This is a genomic window from Sinorhizobium sp. P24N7 (genome assembly GCF_042436655.1).
GTDB classification, from domain to species: domain Bacteria; phylum Pseudomonadota; class Alphaproteobacteria; order Rhizobiales; family Rhizobiaceae; genus Sinorhizobium; species Sinorhizobium meliloti_A.
In genome coordinates, this window is record NZ_JBHMIW010000008.1 from 123,949 (window position 1) to 143,368 (window position 19,420).

A 19,420-nucleotide genomic window follows, 5' to 3' on the forward strand; every position below is an offset into this window, starting at 1 on the left:
CCCGGATCGCTCCGGAAACGCATGCCGCTCGCCTCAAGACTTCTTGCCCCCGGGTTTCTTTTTCTCGAGGCTTCCCTTGAGCGCCGCCATGAGGTCGATGACATTTCCGGCGTGGACCGGCTCTCCCTCCTTGCCTTTCGGCTTGGCTACCTTCTTCGCATGCTTCCGCTTGCTTTCTATGATTTCGAGCAGCTTTTCCTGAACGGGATCGCTGACCATATCCGGGTTCCATGGCTTGCTGCGTTCTTCGATCAGCGAGGTGACGAGGCTCATCAGCTTCGGATCGTCATCCCCATCGCCAATATCGGCGAAATAAGTCTCCGGCTTGCGCACCTCGTCGCCATAGCGAAGGGTCCATACAATGATGCCTTTGCCGCACGGTTCCAGCATCACGGCGCGTTCGCGCCGGCCGATCACGAGCCGTGAAATGCCGGCGACCTTCTCGGCTACCATGGCGTCGCGGATCACGCTGAAAGCTTCGTGGCCGACCTCGTCCGAGGGCGTAAGGTAGTGAGGCTTCTCCAGCCAGATCCATTCTATCGCCTCGCGCGGAACGAACTTCTCGATGTCGATCGTCCTGGCGCTTTCGAGCGCGACGCTCTCCAGCTCCTCGTCCTCGATTACGAGGAAGTCGTTTTCGCCGCGCTCGTAACCTTTTACCTCGTCGTCTTCGTCGACCTCTTTGCCGGTCACCGCATCGACGTACCGGGAGACGACACGGTTGTTGGACTTGCGGTTGAGCGTGTGGAAGCGGACCTTTTCGGACTCGCTGGTCGCCGGCATCATCGAAACGGGGCAGGTGACGAGCGAGAGTTTCAGGTAGCCTTTCCAATATGGACGCGGGGGCGCCATCGTTCACCTCCCTGGATCATGATGTTTTTAGGTCGGTTCGACCTGAAAACATGTACGTGACCGGTTCCAACAGCTAGAGCGGGATGCGGGCGGAAAATCGCGCACACTTTCCTCATTCTGCTCTAGCTCGCGCGGCGGCGCTGGGCGGGCGCGCTCTTTGCAGCCGGTTTCGCCTTGGCCTTTGCTGCGCTTTCCTTGCTCGCGCGCTTCTTCGATGCCGCCGGCGGCTTTTTCATCCCGGCGCTCTGGCGGAGCGCCTCAAGCAGATCATTGGCTTTCGAGACCTTCGGCGGTGCGCGTTTCGGCAGCGACTTGCCCTCGAGCTTGGCTTTGATCAGTTCGGCGAGCGCAGCCTCGTAGCGATCGTCAAATTCTTCGGCCGAGAAGGTGCCCTTCTTCATGCCGATGATGTGCTTGGCAAGGTCGAGCATCTCACCCTCGATCTTGATGTCCGGAATCTCCTTGAAGGCCTCCTTGGCGCTCCGGACCTCGTAGTCGAAGTTCAGGGTCGTAGCGATCAGTCCCTTGTCATGCGGTCGAAGCAGAACGGTGCGGATGCGGCGGAAAAGGACCGTTTGGGCGATTGCGGCGACCTTCTTCTTGCGCATGCCTTCGCGAAGCAAGGCAAATGCGTCGGTGCCCATCTTGTCGGGTGTCAGATAATAGGGCTTGTCGAAATAGACCTTGTCGACGTCGTCGCAGGTAATGAACGCCTGGACCCGCAACGTCTTGTCGCTCTCCGGAACGGCGGAGGCGACTTCCTCCGGCTCGAGCACCACATATCGCTCGTCGCCGATCTGGTAGCCCTTGACCTGATCTTCCTTTTCCACCGGCTTGCCGGAGACACTGTCGACGAACTCGCGCCGTACCCGGTTTCCGGTTTCGCGGTTGACCGTGTGGAAGGCGATCCGGTCGGAGGTCGACGTGGCGGTGTACAGCGCCACCGGCGCAGTGACTTCACCAAATCGGAGATAGCCCTTCCATTGGGCTCGTGCCGAGACTGCCATGGCTAACTCCCTGTATATCCGGGGAGTCAACCGAATCGCATTCCGCTTTGTTCCGGTACGGGGCAAATCTCTCTGAAGATTTACGCAGCCCAGCAGAATGGGGATGACGAGGCTCGACAAACGATCGGCTCACAATGCGCCGGTCAAGATTCTCGTCATCCCCGCTCGGATCAGCCCGCGTCCCGTGGTACCGGCGTGTTGAGCAGTTGCTGCTCCCACAGGAAGGCGATGCCGCTGCCGGCGGCATGCTGCACGAGCACCTCCGAAAGCTCGGCGGCATGCTCCGTGCGGGCCCAGTCGCGCTGCCATTCCGCAGCCACCGACAGCCACGTCATCATGTTCGCGCCAGCCATGATCATGCGCTGGATGGCGACCTCATGGGCCTCGACCGAAGTGCCGCCGGACGCATCGGTGACGACCGTCACGTCCCAACCTTCGCCGAGCGCCTGGATCGTCGGCATCGCAACGCATATTTCGGTCCACAGGCCCGCGATGATGAGCTGCTTGCGTCCGGTGGCCTTGACTGCGTCCACGACCTTCTCATCCTCCCAGGTGTTGATGAACGTCCGATCGATCACTTCTTGGCCGGGAAACACGTCAGTGATCTGGGGGAAGATGCGGCCGCCCCGATCAGCGATCACGCTCGTCAGAATCGTGGGCACGGCGAAGGCCTTGGCGGCCTTCGCCAGAGCCGCCGCATTGTTGACCACCATCTGCGGTTCGTGGCTGTTCACGTTTGTGAGCTGATAGGGCTGGTGGTCGATCAGAACGAGGACCGAGTCTTCGGGACGAAGAAGCGAATCGAGGCCGTTACGAGGGGTCATCAAGACTTCCTTTCTCTGCCGCTATGGACGGCAACGGGTTTCACGGGAGACATGCGCCAGCGGGCGACGTTGCCTGGACTCAATTTGCTGTTCCTTTTGGTGGTGCGATAGTGCCATAGTCAGACAAGCTGTGTCGCGAAATGAGGAACGCCGGATTGGATATCGAGGATCTACAGACATTCGTCGCAGTGGCCGATGCCGGGGGCGTATCGGCTGCCGCGCGCCGGCTCGGCGTCTCCAAATCGATCGTCAGTCGGCGGCTCATTCGGATTGAAGCGGAGCTTGGGGTTCAGCTTCTTGCACGAACGACCCGCGGCGCCGCGCTTACAGAAGCGGGAGTGACGTTCAGAGACCATGCGGCCCGAGCCAGCGCCGAGATCGATGCGGCCAGGGAAACGATCCTTCCCACCGGTGAGTTGCGTGGCCGCCTGAGGGTTGCCATGCCGCTTTCTTTCGGCCCGACCCACTTCGCCCCCGTGCTTGCGGAAATGGCGCAACAACACCCGCAACTGCACATCCATACCTCCTACAGCGATCGCTTCGTCGATCTCATCTCCGAAGGTTTCGATTGCGCGATCCGGGTTGGTTACCTTCAGGACTCCAACCTCATCGCGAAGCGCGTCGGGCCGATCTATGGAAAGCTTGTCGCAAGCCCGGCCTATATCGAAGCGCACGGTTCACCTGAGACGCCGGAGCAACTGGTCAACCATCAGGCCCTGATGCAGGGAACGGAAACCTGGCAGTTCATGGATGGCAGCAGGATTGTCACGGTTCAGCCGCAGGGCAGGTTCAAGGCCGACAACGCTACGGCGCTTGCCGCTGCCGCGGCGGCAGGACTCGGCATCGCCTGGCTCCCCGATTGCATCACATACCAGTATGTGGCCTCCGGCGCGCTCGTCCCGGTCATGAGACGCTACCCCCCACCTTCGGCAGGCGCGTATGTCGTCCGGCCCCCGGGTCAGCACCCCGCCCGGAAAGTCCGTGTCCTCGTAGAAATGCTGATCGAGTACTTCGCACGAAATCCGGACGTTTGGGGCCTCGACCGTTAGAACACGAACGGGGCGAGGCCCTCCGTGCATGGTTCCCAGTTATTTCTGGCGTCGATAGACCTCAGCTGACTGCCCTTAGTGGCGAGATCCACCGCGTTTCTTCCAAGTACAACCGCCCCCCATCGTGCCGCGATCACGGATGGTTCAAGGCTGAGTCGGCGGACGGTCTGCTTCGTCGATTTGTCGGAGCGGGTAGCGCGGAAGGCTGCCGCTCATTTTCGGGGCGTGCCCAGAGCAAGTTTAGAGGTCACTATCCCAGTTCTCCAAACCGTCTGGAGCCAGTCCGTCGATCGTCGACGAGACAAGAGATCACATAGGCATCATCCACAACGTTGGACGTCGTCGCTTGCCAAACGCCATCGTTGCCACGAACAAGGACCGCCGCTCGCTGTGGTCTTGCATAGGTAACTGCCGGAATAGTCCGCACCGACTTTTGCTTGTGCATTCGCCGCGGTAGCGAGCGCAATCCATAGCCAAACCACGAGACGGTTCATTCTTTCCCCAACCCGGTTTGTAGGATTCGACAATTTCAAACCTCGAGGATTGGACTATACCTGCGCGGGTGATTTTTGAAAGGGAGTATCCCAAAGATGGAAACAGCCACTCTGTACGCGTACCAGATTTCTCCGGGCAATGACGATTTACTCTTTTTCACAGAGACGCTTGAACAATGCCAAGCTGCCGCTTTGGAGCAACGTCGCGACTTCATTGAGAATGATCCCGACGAAGGCGAACTTGCTGCGATGGCAGTATATCGGTGCGAGATGAAAATGCCCGATCAGCAAACGCTACTTCGTGTTCTTAATGACGAAACCACTCTCGTCGAAGCTTGCGTCGTGGAACGCAAGCTGGTCGCGCTAGTCACGGACTAGACAAAAACCCCGGTCGTCGGGTGCCGGGGTTTCGTCTTAAGCGGGTTCAAGCGCCTCATGGCTGCCCTTCAAGAGCTTCGCCAAGGGACTTCAATCAGCCAACAGTGCCAAATCATCGTTTAGCTGGTCTTGCAGCTGCTTTCGCTTTCTCCCGTGGATCAACGCTGCTTCGACGAATCCCTTGCTTTTGAGCAGCTTAATAAGCCGCTCCTGCTGCGCCAGAAATTCGGTTCGCGCCTTCTTATTCGTGGGTAATGTTTTGTAGTTGTATCCTTGCAATTCTGCATATTCCTCAATGGGAATATGCCGTTCTTTCATGATGTAGGGTAGGGCGACATTAAGCCGCTTTATTTCGCTTCGGGCATATTTGGTTGTCGGTTAGGGGTTTGATTCTTCACGTGCTTCTGTTTCTTCTCTGCAAGGGCAAGCGCCTTCTTCAACGCCTTGTGCTTGTTAGGCATGTCGAATCCGTCGCCGTATCGCATGCTCTTCCCGGTGAATGGTGCCCCAGCAGAGAATTCTTCATCGTGTCCACGCATCCGGAGTTGCGCAGAAGGTCCGCCATGCGGTGGCGGAATGAGTAGGTGGTTGCCCCCGGTGCCACAGGCTTGATTAGCTTGTTTGCCGCCGCTGAAAGAGCTTCAGCACCACCGGGACGGGCATACCGGGGAAAGCCTTGGCGTATTTCTTGGCGGCTTCAAGCGCCTTTCCGAGCAACGGCAAATCTCGGTGTCTGGATTTTCCGGTCTTCACAAATTTACGGTGTTTGTTCGGTCCGATAGTGATGAACGGATGGTCCACACCATCTATGTGGAAGTCGGATTCCGTGAGCAAGCAAATTTCTTCATGCTTGCCCCGGTGCATTCGGAAATCGCAAGGATCGCGACCAACTGGTCATTGGCGTCCGACTCTGCCAGCTTGTCATTGAACGCGAGGACTTCAGCTTCGGTGAACGAGCGGCGCTTACCGGTCTCGACAGCACCATTGCTTTCAATCTTCGCATCTTCGACGGATTGGTTTTGGTGGGGTAGTGCGAGCGAAAAACCTTGCGGACGAACATGTTGATGACTGAAGCTTCTTCTGTGCCGTCTCAAGCTCGATTTCTTCGTTTGCAACGCGGTTTGTGAGATTTGCGGCGAACTCGAATGCTTGCTTGGGAACCAACTGGACGACATCGATTTCACCCATGATGGCGACGAAATCGGTAGCCGCTGCCTTGTATCGGTTCACTTTCTTGTCGCGTGCCCGCTTGTCCAAGCCAAGGAACTTGTCCCCGGACAGATCAACGTAGATGTCAAACAGTTGGAGCATGTCGAGCGCGGGGCGGTTCGATGGCACCGCCGATAGCTGCAATTTCGGCAATGTCGGGTTTCTTGATCGTCTCCAAGATCTCAATGCCCCGGCTCATCATTGCAGGGTAATCCCGCACCGATGCCGCTTCGATAGTGATGCTGATGAAATGAGATGCGTATGCCGACTACGCACCCGCGGAGTGAGGTATTTTGAAAAGCGGAGATATACTTGGAATTTGAAACTAAAATCAAATTCTCTATTCTTGCAGAAACGCAATGGTGGAATGTTTTTCCAAGGCGCTGCCGTTTCGCCGCTTTTGAAGGGGCAAAAAAGTAGCAAACGACAGGCGGAAAAGGTAGCAAAATGCCAGTTAAAGGGCGAAACGCATTGATTTTATTGGATTTTTCCTATGGAAATGGCGCACCCGACAGGATTCGAACCTGTGACCTTTGGAATCGGAATCCAACACTCTATCCAGCTGAGCTACGGGTGCATCCGTTTGGCGGCAGGGCCGCCGAAGCAGGCTGTGAGCGGTTCTTAGCCTAGCTTGCGCGCCGCTTCAATGGTGATTGACGGGGTTTGCAGCGGAAATTTGCGTTTGGTGTCTGGGGGAGGCGGCTTTTACGAAGAAAATGCCGCGTCCGTCGACGCGGCATTGGCGGCGTTTGTACCTTGCTCACGCCATCTGCATGGCGCCGGGGCCGGGGATGGCCTTGGGGGGTACCTTGCCCATGATGATCATGCCGAGCACCTCGTCCTTGGTCACGTCCTCGGTGCGGGCGTGGCCGACGACCTGACCGTTCTTCATGACGGAGACGCGATCGGCGAGGTCGAAGACGTCGTGGATGTCGTGGCTGATCAGGAAGATGCCGATGCCCTCGCGCTTCAATTGCTTGATGAGCTCGCCGACCTGCGCGGTTTCCTGCGGCCCGAGTGCCGCGGTCGGCTCGTCCATGATCAGGATGCGGGCGTCGAAGAGGATGGCGCGGGCGATCGCCACCGATTGCCGCTGGCCGCCGGAGAGCGCCTTCACCGGTTCCTTGAAGCGCTGGAAGTTGGGGTTGAGCCGGCCCATCACTTCGCGGGCCTTGGCTTCCATCGCCACGTCGTCCAGCGTGCCCCAGGGGGTGCGCAGTTCGCGGCCGAGATAGAGATTGGCGGCGGCGTCGACGTTGTCGGCGACGGCGAGCGTCTGGTAGATCGTCTCGATGCCGTATTTCTTGGCGTCGCGCGGATTGTTGATCTCGGCCGGGTCGCCGTTGATCAGGATCTCGCCGGCATCGCGCTTGTAGGCGCCGGAGAGAATCTTGATGAGCGTCGACTTGCCGGCGCCGTTATGGCCGAGGAGGGCGACCACTTCGCCCGGATAGAGGTCGACGGAGGCATCGTCCACCGCATGGATGCCGCCGAAGGAGATGGAAATGTTCTTCATTTCCACGAGCGGAGTGCGTTGTTCAGTCATGTTCGAACTCCTGATTATTTTGCGCGGGCGCGATAGACGGTGTCGAGCCAGACGGCGGTGACGAGCACGACGCCGACGACGATCCGCTGGAAGGGCGTATCGATGCCCAGAAGGACCATGCCCGACTGCAGGGATTGCATGACGAGCGCGCCGATCATCGCGCCGGCAATGGTGCCGACGCCGCCGGCGAGCGAGGTCCCGCCGATGACGGCGGCAGCGATCGTATAGAGTTCGTCGAGTTCGCCCTGGGCATTGGTCGCCGCGTTCAGGCGCGCCGTCGAGATGGCCGCCGCAATGGCGCAGAGCACGCCCATCAGCGTGAAGATCTTGACGGTGACCCAGCGCGTCTTGATGCCGGCGAGCTCAGCCGCTTCGGGGTTGCCGCCGAGCGCGAAGACGTAACGGCCGAAGCGAAGGCGGGTGGCGATAAAGGTCATGACGATACCGACGACGATCGCGACCAGAACGGGAATGGCGATGCCGTGCGAGATCTGCAGGCCGCCGTCCGGCCAGGCGATGCCGTTCGCATCGGCATATCTGCGGGCGATATTCACCGGCCAGTAATAATGGTTGGCCACGGCCACGGCGCCAAGCACCAGAGCGCAGCCGAGGATTGCCAGGAAATACTCGGCCCAGACGGGGCGCAGCGGGAAGCCGAAGCGCTTGCGCTGCTTGCGCGAATTCAAAATGGCGCCGACGATGGCGATACAGGCGAGAAAGCCGACGATCCAGCTGGCCGTCGCGCCAATGGAGCCCTCGGTGCCGCCGCCCATGAGACGGAAGGTGGCGTCCATCGGGGCAACCGTCTGGCCGCTTGTCACGAACCAGGTGGCGCCGCGCCAGACCAGCAGGCCGCCGAGCGTCACGATGAATGCGGGAACGTTGAGGAAGGCGACGATCGATCCGTGGAGCGCCCCGATGGCGCCGCCGACCGCGATGCCGCAGGCAAGGGTGATCGCCCAGATGGCGGGATGGCCGAGCCCGAGATATTGCGGCAGGACCTGCGCCTGCAGGACGCCCATGATCATGCCGCAGAAGCCGAGCACCGAGCCGACCGAGAGGTCGATGTTGCGGGTGACGATGACCAGCACCATGCCGGTCGCCATGACGGCGACGGACGAGGTCTGGACGGTCAGGTTCCACAGGTTGCGCGGTTTGAGGAACAGGCCGTCGAACAGTCCGCCGGTCATCACCTGGAAACCGAGCCATATGATGACCAACGCGCCGACCATGCCGAGCAGGCGGGTATCGATTTCGGTGGCACGGAAGAAGCGTTTCACCGGGTTTTCGTCCGTCGTGCGGGCGCGGCCGGCTTGCGTGCCCGGTATCTGATCGGCCCCTGTCTGGTTGGCTTTTGTGATGTCGGCCATGGCCATGCCATCCCCCACTTATCTGTCGATGTCGTTCGGTCCGCTTCGCACCTTGCAAGAGCGCCGCAACGGTGTGCGTTGCGGCGCTCTTGAAGATCAGAGATCGGCCATGTCGTTGCGGTTATTTGCAGGCAGCAACGTCGCTCTTGGCGCCCTGGCAGGCTTCTTCCTTGGAAATCCAGCCGGCGTCGATGACGACGTTCAGATTGTCCTTGGTGATCGCCAGCGGCGCGAGAAAGACGGACTTCATGGCGACGCCCTTCGGCCCGCCGTTGAAGGTCTGTACGCCTTCGACTTCGTCCATGGTTTTGCCGCCGGCAAGCGCCACGGCGATTTCGGCTGCCTTCTTGCCGAGCTCACGGGAGTCCTTCCAGACCGAAACCGTCTGCGTGCCGAGCGCCACGCGGTTCAGCGCGGCCTTGTCGGCATCCTGGCCGGAAACCGGGACCGAGCCGGCAAGGCCCTGGGCGTCGAGCGCCGCGATCGCGCCGCCGGCAGTGCCGTCGTTGGAGGCCACGACCGCGTCGACCTTGTTGTCGTTGGCGGTCAGGAACTGCTCCATGTTCTTCTGGGCGTTCTCCGGCTTCCAGCCGTCGGTATAGGCTTCGCCGACGTTTTTGATCTTGCCCGCGTCGATCGCCTCCTTCAGGACTTCCAGCTGCCCGGAGAAGAGGAAATCGGCATTCGGATCGGCGGAGGAGCCTTTGATGAAGACGAAGTTGCCTTCCGGCTTCTGCTTGAATACCTCGCGCGCCTGCAGGCGGCCGACTTCCTTGTTGTCGAAGGTGATGTAGAAGGCGTCGGGATTTTCGATCAGGCGATCATAGCCGACGACCGGAATTCCCTCGGCGGCTGCCTTCTCGATCGCCGGGCCGATTGCGTCGGAGTCCTGGGCAAGCACGATGAGCGCGTTGGCGCCCTGGGCAATCAGCGACTCGATGTCGGTGAGCTGCTTGGCGGCGGAAGACTGCGCGTCGGCCGAGATATATTTGTCGCCGGAAGCTTCGAGCGCGGCCTTGATGGCTGCCTCGTCGGTCTTCCAGCGCTCTTCCTGGAAATTGGACCAGGAAACGCCGATGACCAGATCCTTGGCGATCGCCGCGGAATGCATGGACGTTATGATGGCAGCCCCCGCCAACAGCTTCAAAATGGATTTCATCCTATCCTCCCAAATGGCCCGGCCGCGCGCACGAACCTCCCGCACGCATCCCCGACGAGCCTCCAGATGCTGTCGCTATCGCGTCGCCGCGTTTTTTCTCGACAGTCGAGAAAATAAATGTCAGAGTTTCCGCAAGCTGTCAACAAGGCCGCCGCAGCGTGTGAATCATTGCCGCAGCACGTTGAAATGGCTGCGTAATCATGGAAATGCGCCTTGTCTTGTAGGCCGCCGGATGTTTTGGGAAGGGCATGTCTTCGAGGGACCCGCTACCGCTAATGCATGTTTCAATTGATCGCGCAGGTTCAGGGATTGAACATGCGGCACCCTAAAGAGCGACAGCGCCCTTTGAGCGCCTCGTCGGGCGCGCGGCGCTGCAAGGGTAAACGATGCTGACCAAATCCAGCACCGAGCTTGTGCGTCAGCAGAACAGCGCCCTCGTTCTCTCGGCGCTCCGCCGTAAAGGATCACTCTCCCACACGGAGATTGCGGCACAGACGGGTCTTGCCTCGGCGACGATCTCGGTCATCACCGCTGAGTTGGAGCGGTCCGGGATCATCGCCAAGACCGAGCAGCACGTCCAGATCGGCCGCGGCCGCCCGCGGGTTCTCTTCGAGCCGAGACGCGGCTGCGGCTACGTGATCGTGGTGCGCATTTCCTCCGACGTCGTGCAATACTCGCTTGCGGATTATGGCGGCATCCTGCTCGACCGTTTCGAGGATCCGCGCAGCCACGATCTCCGCGGCACCGCCGTTTTCGGGGAGGTTCTGGCAGCAGCGCTCGAACGCCTGCTCGTCCGCTCGAATATCTCGAAGGACGAGGTGCTTGCCATTTCGATCAGCAGCAAGGGGCTCGTGGCCGGCGACGGCGCGCGGCTCATCTGGTCGCCGGTTTTCGGCAGCGAGCAACTCGACTTCGTGGAACTGCTCCGGCCCGCCTGGCGCGCGCGGATCATGCTCAGCAACGAGTCGTTGCTGGTGGCGCACGCCCTCGCGGTAAGAGAAGAGGAAAGCGAGAGCGGCTTCCATGCGCTTGCGGCCGTTTCGCTCGGCCACAGCATCGGCCTCGGGCTTGCCAGAAGGGGCAGGTCCGGCGAGCTCGATGTCTCGGCGCCGAATTTCGGTCATATGCTGCATCAGCCGTCCGCGGGGCTTTGCCGCTGCGGCAGCTATGGCTGCATCGAGGCGGCAGCGGGCTTCTACGGGATACTGCGCACGGCTTTCGAGGTGCCCTCCGACACCATACCGGCGAAGTTCGTTCCGCCTTCGGAGATGGACAAGATCGCCGCGAGCGCGCGCCAGGGAAACCGGATGGCCGGCTATGCCTTCCGCCAGGCCGGCTTGGCGCTCGGCAACGGCATTTCGCGGATGCTCAGTCTCTATGAGCCGATGCCGATCTTCGTGACGGGGCCGGGCACGCGCTATTTCGATCTTCTGGAGAAGGGACTGGAGGAGGGCCTCGCGCAATCACTGCAGGTCCGCCTGCAGGGCATGCCGCAGATAAGGGTGGTCCCGGACGAGCAGCGGCTCGTTTTCGACGGTCATATCGATCGGGCGCTCGGCGCGATCGACGGCGACATTGCAGCAGCAGGACATCCGTGAGGCGGCGGGTCTGTCGGGTCGGCACCGCAGAGTTCCGGCAGACGCGAGTGCTGCGCAGTCTTCAATTTACGGTTATTTAGAGTCTCGTTGCCAAGCTGTCTTCGGCTTGGGGGACGGCGATGTTTTCAGTGATTGCATGCATACGCGATGATCATGACTGGCGCCTGATCGTGGTGGCGACGGTCGTCTGTCTGGCCGGCAGCGTCGCGACGATGCTGCTTCTCGAGCGCGCCCGGCGCAGCGCAGGCAGTCAGCGGCGCCTCTGGATTGCAGTCTGCGCCTTTGCCTGCGGCATCGGCGTATGGTCGACGCATTTCATCGCGATGCTGGCCTATGACGGGGGAATCCCCATCGCCTACGGGGCCGGCGGCACGAGCTTTTCCATCGCGGTTGCGATCGCGGCGTCCTGGATTGCCTTCTCGGTCGGCCTGGCCGGAGGCTCCCGCCATGCTCCAGCCGTGGGCGGTTTGCTGCTCGGGCTCGGAATCGCCGCCATGCACGTGACCGGCATGCGTGCCATAGAGGTGCAGGGACGGGTCGCATTCGATCCGGAAACGAGTTTCGCCGCCGTTCTTCTCGGCACGTCGATCGCCGCGCTCGCCTTGCATTCGTTCCAGGCACTGCGCGGCGTGCGCGGGCTCGCCGCATCCATCCTGCTCCTGGTGGTGGCGATATGCGCCCTGCACTTCACGTCGATGAGCGGCGTCGTCCTGATCCCCGACCCGAGCGTCGCGGCAACGGACGTCTTCGATCCGTTCTGGCTCGCGGGGGGCGCCATCGCCGCATCAACCACGCTCATTCTTACGGCCTTCGGCGCTCTCTTCGTCGACAGGCACCTGACGGACCTCAAGGGGCTCGCCAACGCCTCGCTGGAGGGCATGGTGATCCTTCGCGGCGGCGAGGTCATCGAAGTCAACGAACGGTTCGTCACTCTCTGTGGTCGAAAGTCCGCCGAGCTCATCGGCAGGCAACGGCGGGAGCTGTTCGCCGATGCGCCCGGAAGACGGAGCGCGCAAGACCTTGGGGCCGGAGAGGGGGCAAGCGAGGGAGAGCTCCTTCACGCGGACGGCGGATACGTGCCCGTCGAACGGGTTTGCCGAACGATCGAATACAAGGGCCGGCAATGCGACGTGATCTTCGTGCGGGATCTGACGGCGCGCAAGGATGCCGAACGGACGATCGAACACCTGGCTCACCACGATGCGCTGACGGATCTTTCCAATCGAAGCTCCTTTGACCGCCGCCTGAAACAGGCCCTGGCCGCCGCCGTCCACCACAATGAAGCGCTGGCGGTCCTGTGTCTCGACCTCGATCGCTTCAAGGCCGTGAACGACATTTTCGGCCACGGGGAAGGCGATCGTATCCTCAGGAAGGTGGCCGATATCCTCCGGGCGGCAGCAGGAGAGGCCGACACGATCGCGCGACTGGGCGGCGACGAGTTCGCCATCGTCCAGAGCGGAGCGGCGCAGCCGGAAGCCGCGCGACACTTGGCGGACCGTATCCTCAAGCTCTTTTCGGAAGAGATGGATACGCGGCGCGATCCGATGGCGGTGGGGGTCAGCATCGGCGTAGCGATCTGTCCGGGCGACGGCACCACCACGGAGCGGCTCTACGGCAATGCCGATACGGCGCTTTATCGGGCGAAGCAGACCGGCAAGGGCATCGCCTGCTTCTTCGACGCCGAAATGGACGAAGCCGTGCGCACGCGCCGGCAGATCGAGAACGATTTGAGGCATGCGGTCGTCAGGCGGCAGCTCTTCCTCGAATATCAGCCGCTTGTCGATGTGCGGGACGACCGGATCGTCGGTTACGAGGCGCTGTTGCGCTGGCGCCATCCCGATCGCGGTCTCGTCGGCCCGAATGTGTTCATTCCGATTGCCGAAGAGAGCGGCTCGATCATTCAGATCGGCGAATGGGTGCTGGAAGAGGCCTGCATGGAGGCGGTGCGCTGGCACCAGCCGCTGCCGGTCTCGGTCAATGTCTCACCGGTGCAATTCCTCCTCCCGAACCTTTTCGACCGGATCGAATCCATTCTGCTGCGGACTGGGCTGGAACCGAGGCGGCTCGAACTGGAAATCACCGAAGCCGCGCTGATGCATAACCGCGATGACGTCCTCGCAACTCTCGTCCGGCTGCGCCTCCTTGGCGTCAGGATCGTGATGGACGACTTCGGCACCGGGCACTCCTCGCTCAGCAATCTCCAGACGTTTCCATTCGACAAGCTCAAGATCGACTGCAGCTTCACCGCCTCGCTCGACAAGGACCCGGCAGCCCATGCCATAATCCGCGCGATCATCGCGCTCGGCCACAGCCTCAACCTTCCGGTCGTCACCGAAGGCGTCGAAACGGAGCGGCAGAGACAGATCATCGTCGACGAGGGTTGCCGGCATATCCAGGGCTTTCTGACCGGCCGACCCGGGCTGGCACCGAGCGTGGACGCGGCCTCATCATCCTCCACGGTGCCGCATCGGATGGGAGCCTGAAGCGCGGTGAGACGAAAAAGGCCGGACACTGCCCGGCCTGTCTTTTCAATAGGGCGGCAGGTCGTCAGGCGATGCTGATCTGGCGCTTTTCCTCAACGGAGCGGACCGCCGCATCGGCGAGCGCCAGCGCGGCAAGGCCGTCCTTGCCCGACGGGGCGATCTCGGCGCCTTTTTCTATTGCGGCGATGAAGCTTTCGATCTCGTTGGCGTAGGCTTCCGTGTAGCGCGTCATGAAGAAATCGTGCAGCGGCGGGCGCGTGTAGCCTTCGCCGGTCGCGATCTCGATCGAAACGGGGCGCTGGTTTTCAGCAGCGACGGCGCCCTTGGAGCCGTGAACCTCGATACGCTGGTCGTAACCATAGGTGGCGCGGCGCGAGTTCGAGATGATCGCCTGCTTGCCGGATGCCGTCTGCAGGATGACCGAGACGCTGTCATAGTCGCCGGCTTCGCCGATCGCCTTGTCGACGAGCACGGCCGCAGTCGCGGTGACGGAAACGGGCTCCTCGCCCAGCAGGAAACGCGCCATGTCGAAATCATGGATCGTCATGTCCCGGAAGATCCCGCCCGAACGCTTGATGTAGTCGACCGGCGGTGCACCGGGATCGCGCGAGGTGATCGTCACCATCTCGACCTCGCCGATGCGCCCGTCGTCGATCGCCCTGCGTACGGCCATGAAATGCGGGTCGAAACGACGGTTGAAGCCGACCATCAGCTTGGCCTTGGTCTCGGATACGACCTTCAGGCAGCCCCTGACGCGCTGAACGTCGAGATCGATCGGCTTCTCGCAGAAGATTGCCTTGCCGGCACGGGCGAAGCGCTCGATCAGATCGGCATGGGTATCCGTCGGCGTGCAGATCACCACGGCGTCGATGTCGCCGGCGGCTTCGATCGCATCGATCGTCCGGACTTCGCAGCCATAGGCGCCGGCGATCGCTTCCGCGGCGGCCGGAAAGGCATCCGCCACCGCGACGAGGCGGGCATCGGCATTGCCGCTGACGGCTTTCGCATGAACCTTGCCGATACGCCCGGCGCCCAGAAGACCAAATCTCACTGTCATCACTGTCGTCCTTGAATTCCGGTGCGCGACCGGGTTGGCACACGATGATTGACGCTCATCGCGCAAAGGCGTCGCGGGCCATCCGCGGAGGAACTGGAATGAAACGGCCAATTATTGCCTATGCGGAATATTTATTCCAATTGGCTTGGCGCCGTCAAGTGTCAACCGCGGTCGGTTCACCGGTCCGGCCCCAAGTCCTCACCCCGGGCCTGATCGAGCGAAAGAGGCGCGGCCGGGAGAAACCGGCTTCTGACGGTTGCGGGCGGCCCCGAGCCGCTCACGCCGGTGTCTCCCAAGGATTGATCACTGACGCGCCCGTGTCTTCAAAATCCCTGACGTTGCGCGTGACGAGGATCAGATCGTGGACGATCGCGGTCGCGGCGAGGAGCCCGTCAATATCGCCACGCGACCGAATCGTGGCGATGCGGCCCCATTCGACGGCGATCTGGTCGGTCACCGGAAGGATGCGGTCGCCATGGTCGTGGCGCAGCTTGCGCAGCCATTCGGTGAGGTGAGCGGCAGCCTTCGGATCCGACTTTTGTTTCAGTGCGATGCCGCGCATGATCTCGCCAAGGGTCAGTGCACTCAGATGGATGCTGAGCGGATCGACGGAACGCAACCAGGACAGCGCCTGCGGCGTGCCGCGTCGCGCCTCCGAAACGATGTTGGTGTCAACCAGATACATCAGAAGGCCACGCCGCGACTCGGCGTTTTGGCGCGCGCTTCGATGGCATCGGCGAGCTCATCGTCCCAAGGGGGACCGCCAAGCAGATCATCGACCAGGGTCGGCCGGCCGGCGCGCAGAGCGTCATAGTCGCGGGCGGACAGCACCACGGCCGTGCGCTCGCCACGCAGCGTGACGATCTGCGGCCCTTCGTTGCGCGCCTTCTGCACCACTTTCGAGAAGTGGTTCTTCGCGTCCTGCAGCTGCCAATCCATTATTTTGCTCCAACCTAGCTAGCCTGTCTAGCTTATAAGCCTGTTTGCCAACGATTTGAAGTGCCGCTCTGTTGCGAGCAGCGGAAATGCGGAAACCGTCCGCTTCGTTCTGCGCCGCGAACGGCAGACCTCTGCGCGCTTTTGCTGCATTTGCTCTCATTGCGGAAATGTGCAGTAGATGAATTCGATATAAAGTCTCCCAGAGGAACCAGGATGATCAAATTCATCGATCCGGATCACCCCTTCTATCGTCCCTTGTGGATCCGGCTGCTGATCATCGTGTTCTGCGCCGTGTGGACGGCGGTGGAATTCTACGGCGGGCAGGTGATGTGGGGGACGATCTTTATGGTCGTGACCGCCTATGCGGGCGCGTCCCTTCTCCTCTTTTACCGGCCGAAGGAGGAGAGCCAGAGCAAAGGCGAAGCCGCCGGCGACACCACCGACGGAACGAACTGACGCTTATCCAGTCACCTTCCGCCCTTCGATCCGCCTCAAAGCCTCGTCGATGAGCATGTTAGCAAGCTTCATGCGCAAGGTCGCATTGAGCCGCGCTTCCACCGGCAGCCTGTCGGGATGATTCGCCGCGGCGAAACGCCTCCGCTTGGCGGCGAGCGTCAGCGCCGTTTCCGTTTCGCCCAGCGAGAGCTCGGAGGCGACCTCCGCAAGGCCTGTGCGCTTCAGATGATCGGGCATGGAGAACGGTTCGGATCGTTCCTCCGCCGCCACTGCGCGATAGGCCTGCTCCACCGCGCTGCGGGATGCCCAGGTGTGGGCCGCGTTTTCGGCAACGAAGCCCAGCGCCGCGCCGATGGCGGTGCCCCGCCATCCGTCGCTGGCCTCGTCCGACAGCCCGTCGTCCTGCTCGGCCTTGAGGCGCTCGAGCACCGAGTGGAATACCGACATGCCGAACATCAAGTCTCTCCGGGCAGGCACTGAGTTGGCCGGAGCTTGCGATATCAAGATTATGCGGACCTGATCACGCCCTGCTCTGCTTCAGGATCAGATCGTAAAGCAGCTTTGCGCTCGGGGGGAGGGCCCGGCCTTCGGCGGTGATCAGCCCATAGGGTTTGATGCGGATCGCAAATTCGGTCGGCAAAATCCGGATCTCGCCGGCTTCCGTGCCGTTGCCCGCGACCAGCCTGGCGACGTCGAGCGCAACGGGAGCGATCGCATTGGTGTTCCGCACGATCGACAGCGTCAGGATGGTCGATGAAGTATTGATGACCGTAGCCGGAAGCCGGACGCCGGCGGAAGCGAAACTGTCTTCGACCGCGCGTCGAAGCAGTGTACCGGGCGGCTGGAACACCCAGTCGTAGCCCGGGAGGTCGTGGGCGCTGGCTGACGCCTTGTCCAACAGCGGGTGGCCCTCCCGGACGATGAGGCAGACCTCCTCGAAACCGATTTCGACCAGGTTGAACAGCCGCGGATTGAGGTCGTCGGGGATCCGCCCGACGATGAAATCGTGCCGCGCCGCCAGAAGCTCCCGCGTCAGCACGTTGCTGTTGTCGATCTGAACGTTGATCTCGATGCCCGGATAGGCGGTCGACACCTGGCGGATCGCCGGCACTGCGAGATTGAGCCCCGGACCGGTGACCGATCCGAGCGAAACCGACCCGCCGCTGCCGGTCTTCAGCTCGTTGATCTCGCGCGCAGCCTCGCGCAACTCGAGGAAGATGGTGCGGGCCCGGCGTGCCAGGGCCTCGCCGTAGCGGGTCAGTTCGACGCCGCGCGCCACGCGCTCGCATATCGGCGCCTTCACGATCGCTTCGATCTCCGCGAGCATGCGTGAGGCTGCCGGCTGCGAAATCCCAAGCGAGTCGGCTGCGGCGCTGATGCGCCGATGGTCATCGATCGCCAGGATGAGCCGCAAGTGGTTGATCTTCAAGCCGGAGCGGAAAAGCCCCGTCTCCAGCAGTTCTCCGGTAAGCCCGGCTGCATTCTGCCTGCCATCGAGCATCGCATTGGGTTCCGTTTTCAAGAGTTTCAAAAATCACACTCTTTTAAAGCGATATATCAATTTTGGTATGCATGCAAAGCGATATTGTATTTGACAGTTATGGCAATTGATTCCAGTTTCCCAGCATATGCGCCAGCGCATGCGGGAGTATGATAAGACGGGGAGGGCTTCCTTTATCTTGAACCACCGCCGGGGGTCACGCTCGCGACGGTGGTCGCTGCGCATAGACGGAGGCCCCGTGCCTGCCGGTTCAACACTCAGGGAGAGATCTGATGAAATTCTTTACTTCGCTTCTCGCGGCTGCGGCGATCACGGTCGCCGGCTTTGCCGCGCCGGCAGTCGCCCAGGAAAAGGGCATGGTCGGCATCTCCATGCCGACCAAGACGTCGACGCGCTGGATCTCCGACGGCGAGACCATGGAGAAGCTGTTCAAGGAAGCCGGCTATACGCCGGACCTGCAGTTCGCCGACGATGACATTCCGAACCAGTTGGCGCAAATCGAGAACATGGTGACCAAGGGCGCGAAGGTTCTCGTCATTGGCGCCATCGACGGCACGACGCTCTCCGACATCCTGCAGAAGGCGGCCGATGCCGGCGTCAAGGTCATCGCCTATGACCGCCTGATCCGCGATTCCGGCAATGTCGACTATTACGCCACCTTCGACAACTTCCAGGTCGGCGTGCTGCAGGCGACCTCGCTCGTCGAAGGCCTGAAACTCGACAGTGCCACCGAGCCGAAGAACATCGAACTTTTCGGCGGCTCGCCGGACGACAACAACGCCTTCTTCTTCTACGACGGCGCGATGTCTGTTCTGCAGCCTCTGATCGACAGCGGCAAGATCGTCGTCAAGTCCGGTCAGATGGGCATGGACCAGGTCGGCACGCTGCGCTGGGATGGCGCCGTGGCCCAGGCCCGCATGGAAAATCTTCTGTCGTCCGCCTATACGGACGCGAAGGTCGATGGCGTTCTGTCGCCCTATGACGGTCTGTCGATCGGCATCATTTCGGCTCTGAAGGGCGTCGGTTACGGCTCCGGCGACATGCCGATGCCGATCGTCACCGGTCAGGACGCCGAACTGCCGTCGGTCAAGTCGATCCTCGCCGGCGAACAGTATTCCACGGTCTTCAAGGACACCCGTGAACTCGCCAAGGTCACCGTCAACATGGTCAACGCGATCATGGATGGCAAGGAGCCGGAGGTCAACGACACGAAGACCTACGAAAACGGCGTCAAGGTCGTTCCGTCCTACCTCCTGAAGCCCGTTTCCGTCGACAAGTCCAATGCCAAGGAGGTTCTCGTCGGTTCCGGCTACTACACGGAAGATCAGCTCAACAACTGATGCGGCGAACCGGGAGGGTGCGCGACACGCTCGCGCACCCTCTTAATCCAGGCGGCATGCGTCTCGTCGCAATGTCGCTGTAGCACTTTGGCCCGCCGCGTGGTTTTATTTCGTATCGGAGCCGGTCGAAAGAACCGCGCAGCACGGGAGAGCGCCTG

General features: G+C 61.4%; 20 protein-coding genes and 1 tRNA gene. 6 read left to right on the forward strand and 15 right to left on the reverse strand.

Translation table 11 applies throughout. The features are described from left to right. Positions 1 to 33 precede the first annotated feature (33 nt). The 3 genes from ACFHWW_RS15960 to ACFHWW_RS15970 all read right to left on the reverse strand — a co-directional run bounded on the left by ACFHWW_RS15960 (position 34) and on the right by ACFHWW_RS15970 (position 2,683). Positions 34 to 852, reverse strand: coding sequence for a Ku protein (locus ACFHWW_RS15960; RefSeq protein ID WP_324763541.1), 819 nt, complete (start codon positions 850 to 852; stop codon positions 34 to 36). Between the two features lie 122 nt (positions 853 to 974). Continuing rightward, positions 975 to 1,859 (reverse strand): Ku protein, encoded by an 885-nt coding sequence (locus ACFHWW_RS15965; RefSeq protein ID WP_379939189.1) that lies wholly within the window; start codon positions 1,857 to 1,859, stop codon positions 975 to 977. A gap of 170 nt (positions 1,860 to 2,029) precedes the next feature. Further along, positions 2,030 to 2,683: a hydrolase gene (locus ACFHWW_RS15970; RefSeq protein WP_100671585.1), complete on the reverse strand. Its 654-nt coding sequence runs from the start codon at positions 2,681 to 2,683 to the stop codon at positions 2,030 to 2,032. 155 nt (positions 2,684 to 2,838) lie between these two features. Between ACFHWW_RS15970 and ACFHWW_RS15975 the strand changes: the two genes are divergently transcribed. Next, positions 2,839 to 3,732 (forward strand): LysR family transcriptional regulator, encoded by an 894-nt coding sequence (locus tag ACFHWW_RS15975; RefSeq protein ID WP_379939191.1) that lies wholly within the window; start codon positions 2,839 to 2,841, stop codon positions 3,730 to 3,732. A 590-nt stretch (positions 3,733 to 4,322) separates the two neighbouring features. Next, positions 4,323 to 4,604: a hypothetical protein gene (locus tag ACFHWW_RS15980; protein WP_324763543.1), complete on the forward strand. Its 282-nt coding sequence runs from the start codon at positions 4,323 to 4,325 to the stop codon at positions 4,602 to 4,604. Positions 4,605 to 4,694: 90 nt separating this feature from the next. Here the strand turns inward: ACFHWW_RS15980 and ACFHWW_RS15985 are convergent, their stop codons facing one another. The 7 genes from ACFHWW_RS15985 to xylF all read right to left on the reverse strand — a co-directional run bounded on the left by ACFHWW_RS15985 (position 4,695) and on the right by xylF (position 9,888). Continuing rightward, positions 4,695 to 4,922, reverse strand: a complete 228-nt coding sequence (locus ACFHWW_RS15985; RefSeq protein WP_379939193.1) for a hypothetical protein — start codon at positions 4,920 to 4,922, stop codon at positions 4,695 to 4,697. Positions 4,923 to 5,216: 294 nt separating this feature from the next. Beyond that, positions 5,217 to 5,438 carry a hypothetical protein gene (locus ACFHWW_RS15990; protein WP_275599285.1) on the reverse strand — a complete coding sequence of 74 codons (222 nt, stop codon included), beginning with the start codon at positions 5,436 to 5,438 and terminating at the stop codon, positions 5,217 to 5,219. 156 nt (positions 5,439 to 5,594) lie between these two features. Beyond that, positions 5,595 to 5,966 carry a hypothetical protein gene (locus tag ACFHWW_RS15995; RefSeq protein WP_379939196.1) on the reverse strand — a complete coding sequence of 124 codons (372 nt, stop codon included), beginning with the start codon at positions 5,964 to 5,966 and terminating at the stop codon, positions 5,595 to 5,597. Between the two features lie 347 nt (positions 5,967 to 6,313). Beyond that, positions 6,314 to 6,390, reverse strand: a tRNA-Arg gene (locus tag ACFHWW_RS16000). A 183-nt stretch (positions 6,391 to 6,573) separates the two neighbouring features. After that, positions 6,574 to 7,359, reverse strand: coding sequence for an ATP-binding cassette domain-containing protein (locus ACFHWW_RS16005; RefSeq protein ID WP_379939198.1), 786 nt, complete (start codon positions 7,357 to 7,359; stop codon positions 6,574 to 6,576). Between the two features lie 14 nt (positions 7,360 to 7,373). After that, positions 7,374 to 8,735, reverse strand: coding sequence for a sugar ABC transporter permease (locus ACFHWW_RS16010; protein ID WP_080636707.1), 1,362 nt, complete (start codon positions 8,733 to 8,735; stop codon positions 7,374 to 7,376). A gap of 115 nt (positions 8,736 to 8,850) precedes the next feature. Continuing rightward, positions 8,851 to 9,888: a D-xylose ABC transporter substrate-binding protein gene (xylF, locus tag ACFHWW_RS16015; RefSeq protein ID WP_100670065.1), complete on the reverse strand. Its 1,038-nt coding sequence runs from the start codon at positions 9,886 to 9,888 to the stop codon at positions 8,851 to 8,853. Between the two features lie 386 nt (positions 9,889 to 10,274). Here xylF and ACFHWW_RS16020 point away from each other — a divergent pair, with 386 nt between their 5' ends. Then, a complete protein-coding gene (locus tag ACFHWW_RS16020; RefSeq protein ID WP_379939200.1) occupies positions 10,275 to 11,486 on the forward strand; it encodes an ROK family transcriptional regulator in 1,212 nt (403 codons plus the stop codon). Between the two features lie 119 nt (positions 11,487 to 11,605). Then, complete coding sequence (locus ACFHWW_RS16025) at positions 11,606 to 13,969, forward strand: EAL domain-containing protein (RefSeq protein ID WP_379939202.1); 2,364 nt, start codon at positions 11,606 to 11,608, stop codon at positions 13,967 to 13,969. A 64-nt stretch (positions 13,970 to 14,033) separates the two neighbouring features. On the opposite strand, the gene iolG is transcribed toward ACFHWW_RS16025, so the two are convergent. The 3 genes from iolG to ACFHWW_RS16040 all read right to left on the reverse strand — a co-directional run bounded on the left by iolG (position 14,034) and on the right by ACFHWW_RS16040 (position 15,965). Further along, entirely contained in the window at positions 14,034 to 15,026 is a 993-nt protein-coding gene (gene iolG, locus ACFHWW_RS16030; RefSeq protein WP_379939204.1) for an inositol 2-dehydrogenase, read from the reverse strand. Between the two features lie 277 nt (positions 15,027 to 15,303). Continuing rightward, positions 15,304 to 15,711, reverse strand: a complete 408-nt coding sequence (locus ACFHWW_RS16035; protein ID WP_338281600.1) for a type II toxin-antitoxin system VapC family toxin — start codon at positions 15,709 to 15,711, stop codon at positions 15,304 to 15,306. Then, positions 15,711 to 15,965 (reverse strand): type II toxin-antitoxin system Phd/YefM family antitoxin, encoded by a 255-nt coding sequence (locus ACFHWW_RS16040; protein ID WP_018098297.1) that lies wholly within the window; start codon positions 15,963 to 15,965, stop codon positions 15,711 to 15,713. Before ACFHWW_RS16040 ends, ACFHWW_RS16035 begins: the two co-directional genes overlap by 1 nt. A 213-nt stretch (positions 15,966 to 16,178) precedes the next feature. Between ACFHWW_RS16040 and ACFHWW_RS16045 the strand changes: the two genes are divergently transcribed. Beyond that, positions 16,179 to 16,421, forward strand: coding sequence for a hypothetical protein (locus ACFHWW_RS16045; RefSeq protein ID WP_026168958.1), 243 nt, complete (start codon positions 16,179 to 16,181; stop codon positions 16,419 to 16,421). Positions 16,422 to 16,424: 3 nt separating this feature from the next. Here the strand turns inward: ACFHWW_RS16045 and ACFHWW_RS16050 are convergent, their stop codons facing one another. Both ACFHWW_RS16050 and ACFHWW_RS16055 read right to left on the reverse strand, forming a co-directional pair. Then, positions 16,425 to 16,877 (reverse strand): hypothetical protein, encoded by a 453-nt coding sequence (locus ACFHWW_RS16050; RefSeq protein ID WP_379939207.1) that lies wholly within the window; start codon positions 16,875 to 16,877, stop codon positions 16,425 to 16,427. Between the two features lie 64 nt (positions 16,878 to 16,941). Continuing rightward, on the reverse strand, positions 16,942 to 17,922 hold the full coding sequence (locus ACFHWW_RS16055; RefSeq protein WP_100670719.1) for a LysR family transcriptional regulator: 981 nt from the start codon (positions 17,920 to 17,922) through the stop codon (positions 16,942 to 16,944). A gap of 272 nt (positions 17,923 to 18,194) precedes the next feature. On the opposite strand from ACFHWW_RS16055, the gene chvE reads away from it, so the two are divergent. Beyond that, positions 18,195 to 19,262 carry a multiple monosaccharide ABC transporter substrate-binding protein gene (gene chvE, locus ACFHWW_RS16060; RefSeq protein ID WP_100670072.1) on the forward strand — a complete coding sequence of 356 codons (1,068 nt, stop codon included), beginning with the start codon at positions 18,195 to 18,197 and terminating at the stop codon, positions 19,260 to 19,262. Positions 19,263 to 19,420: the final 158 nt, after the last annotated feature.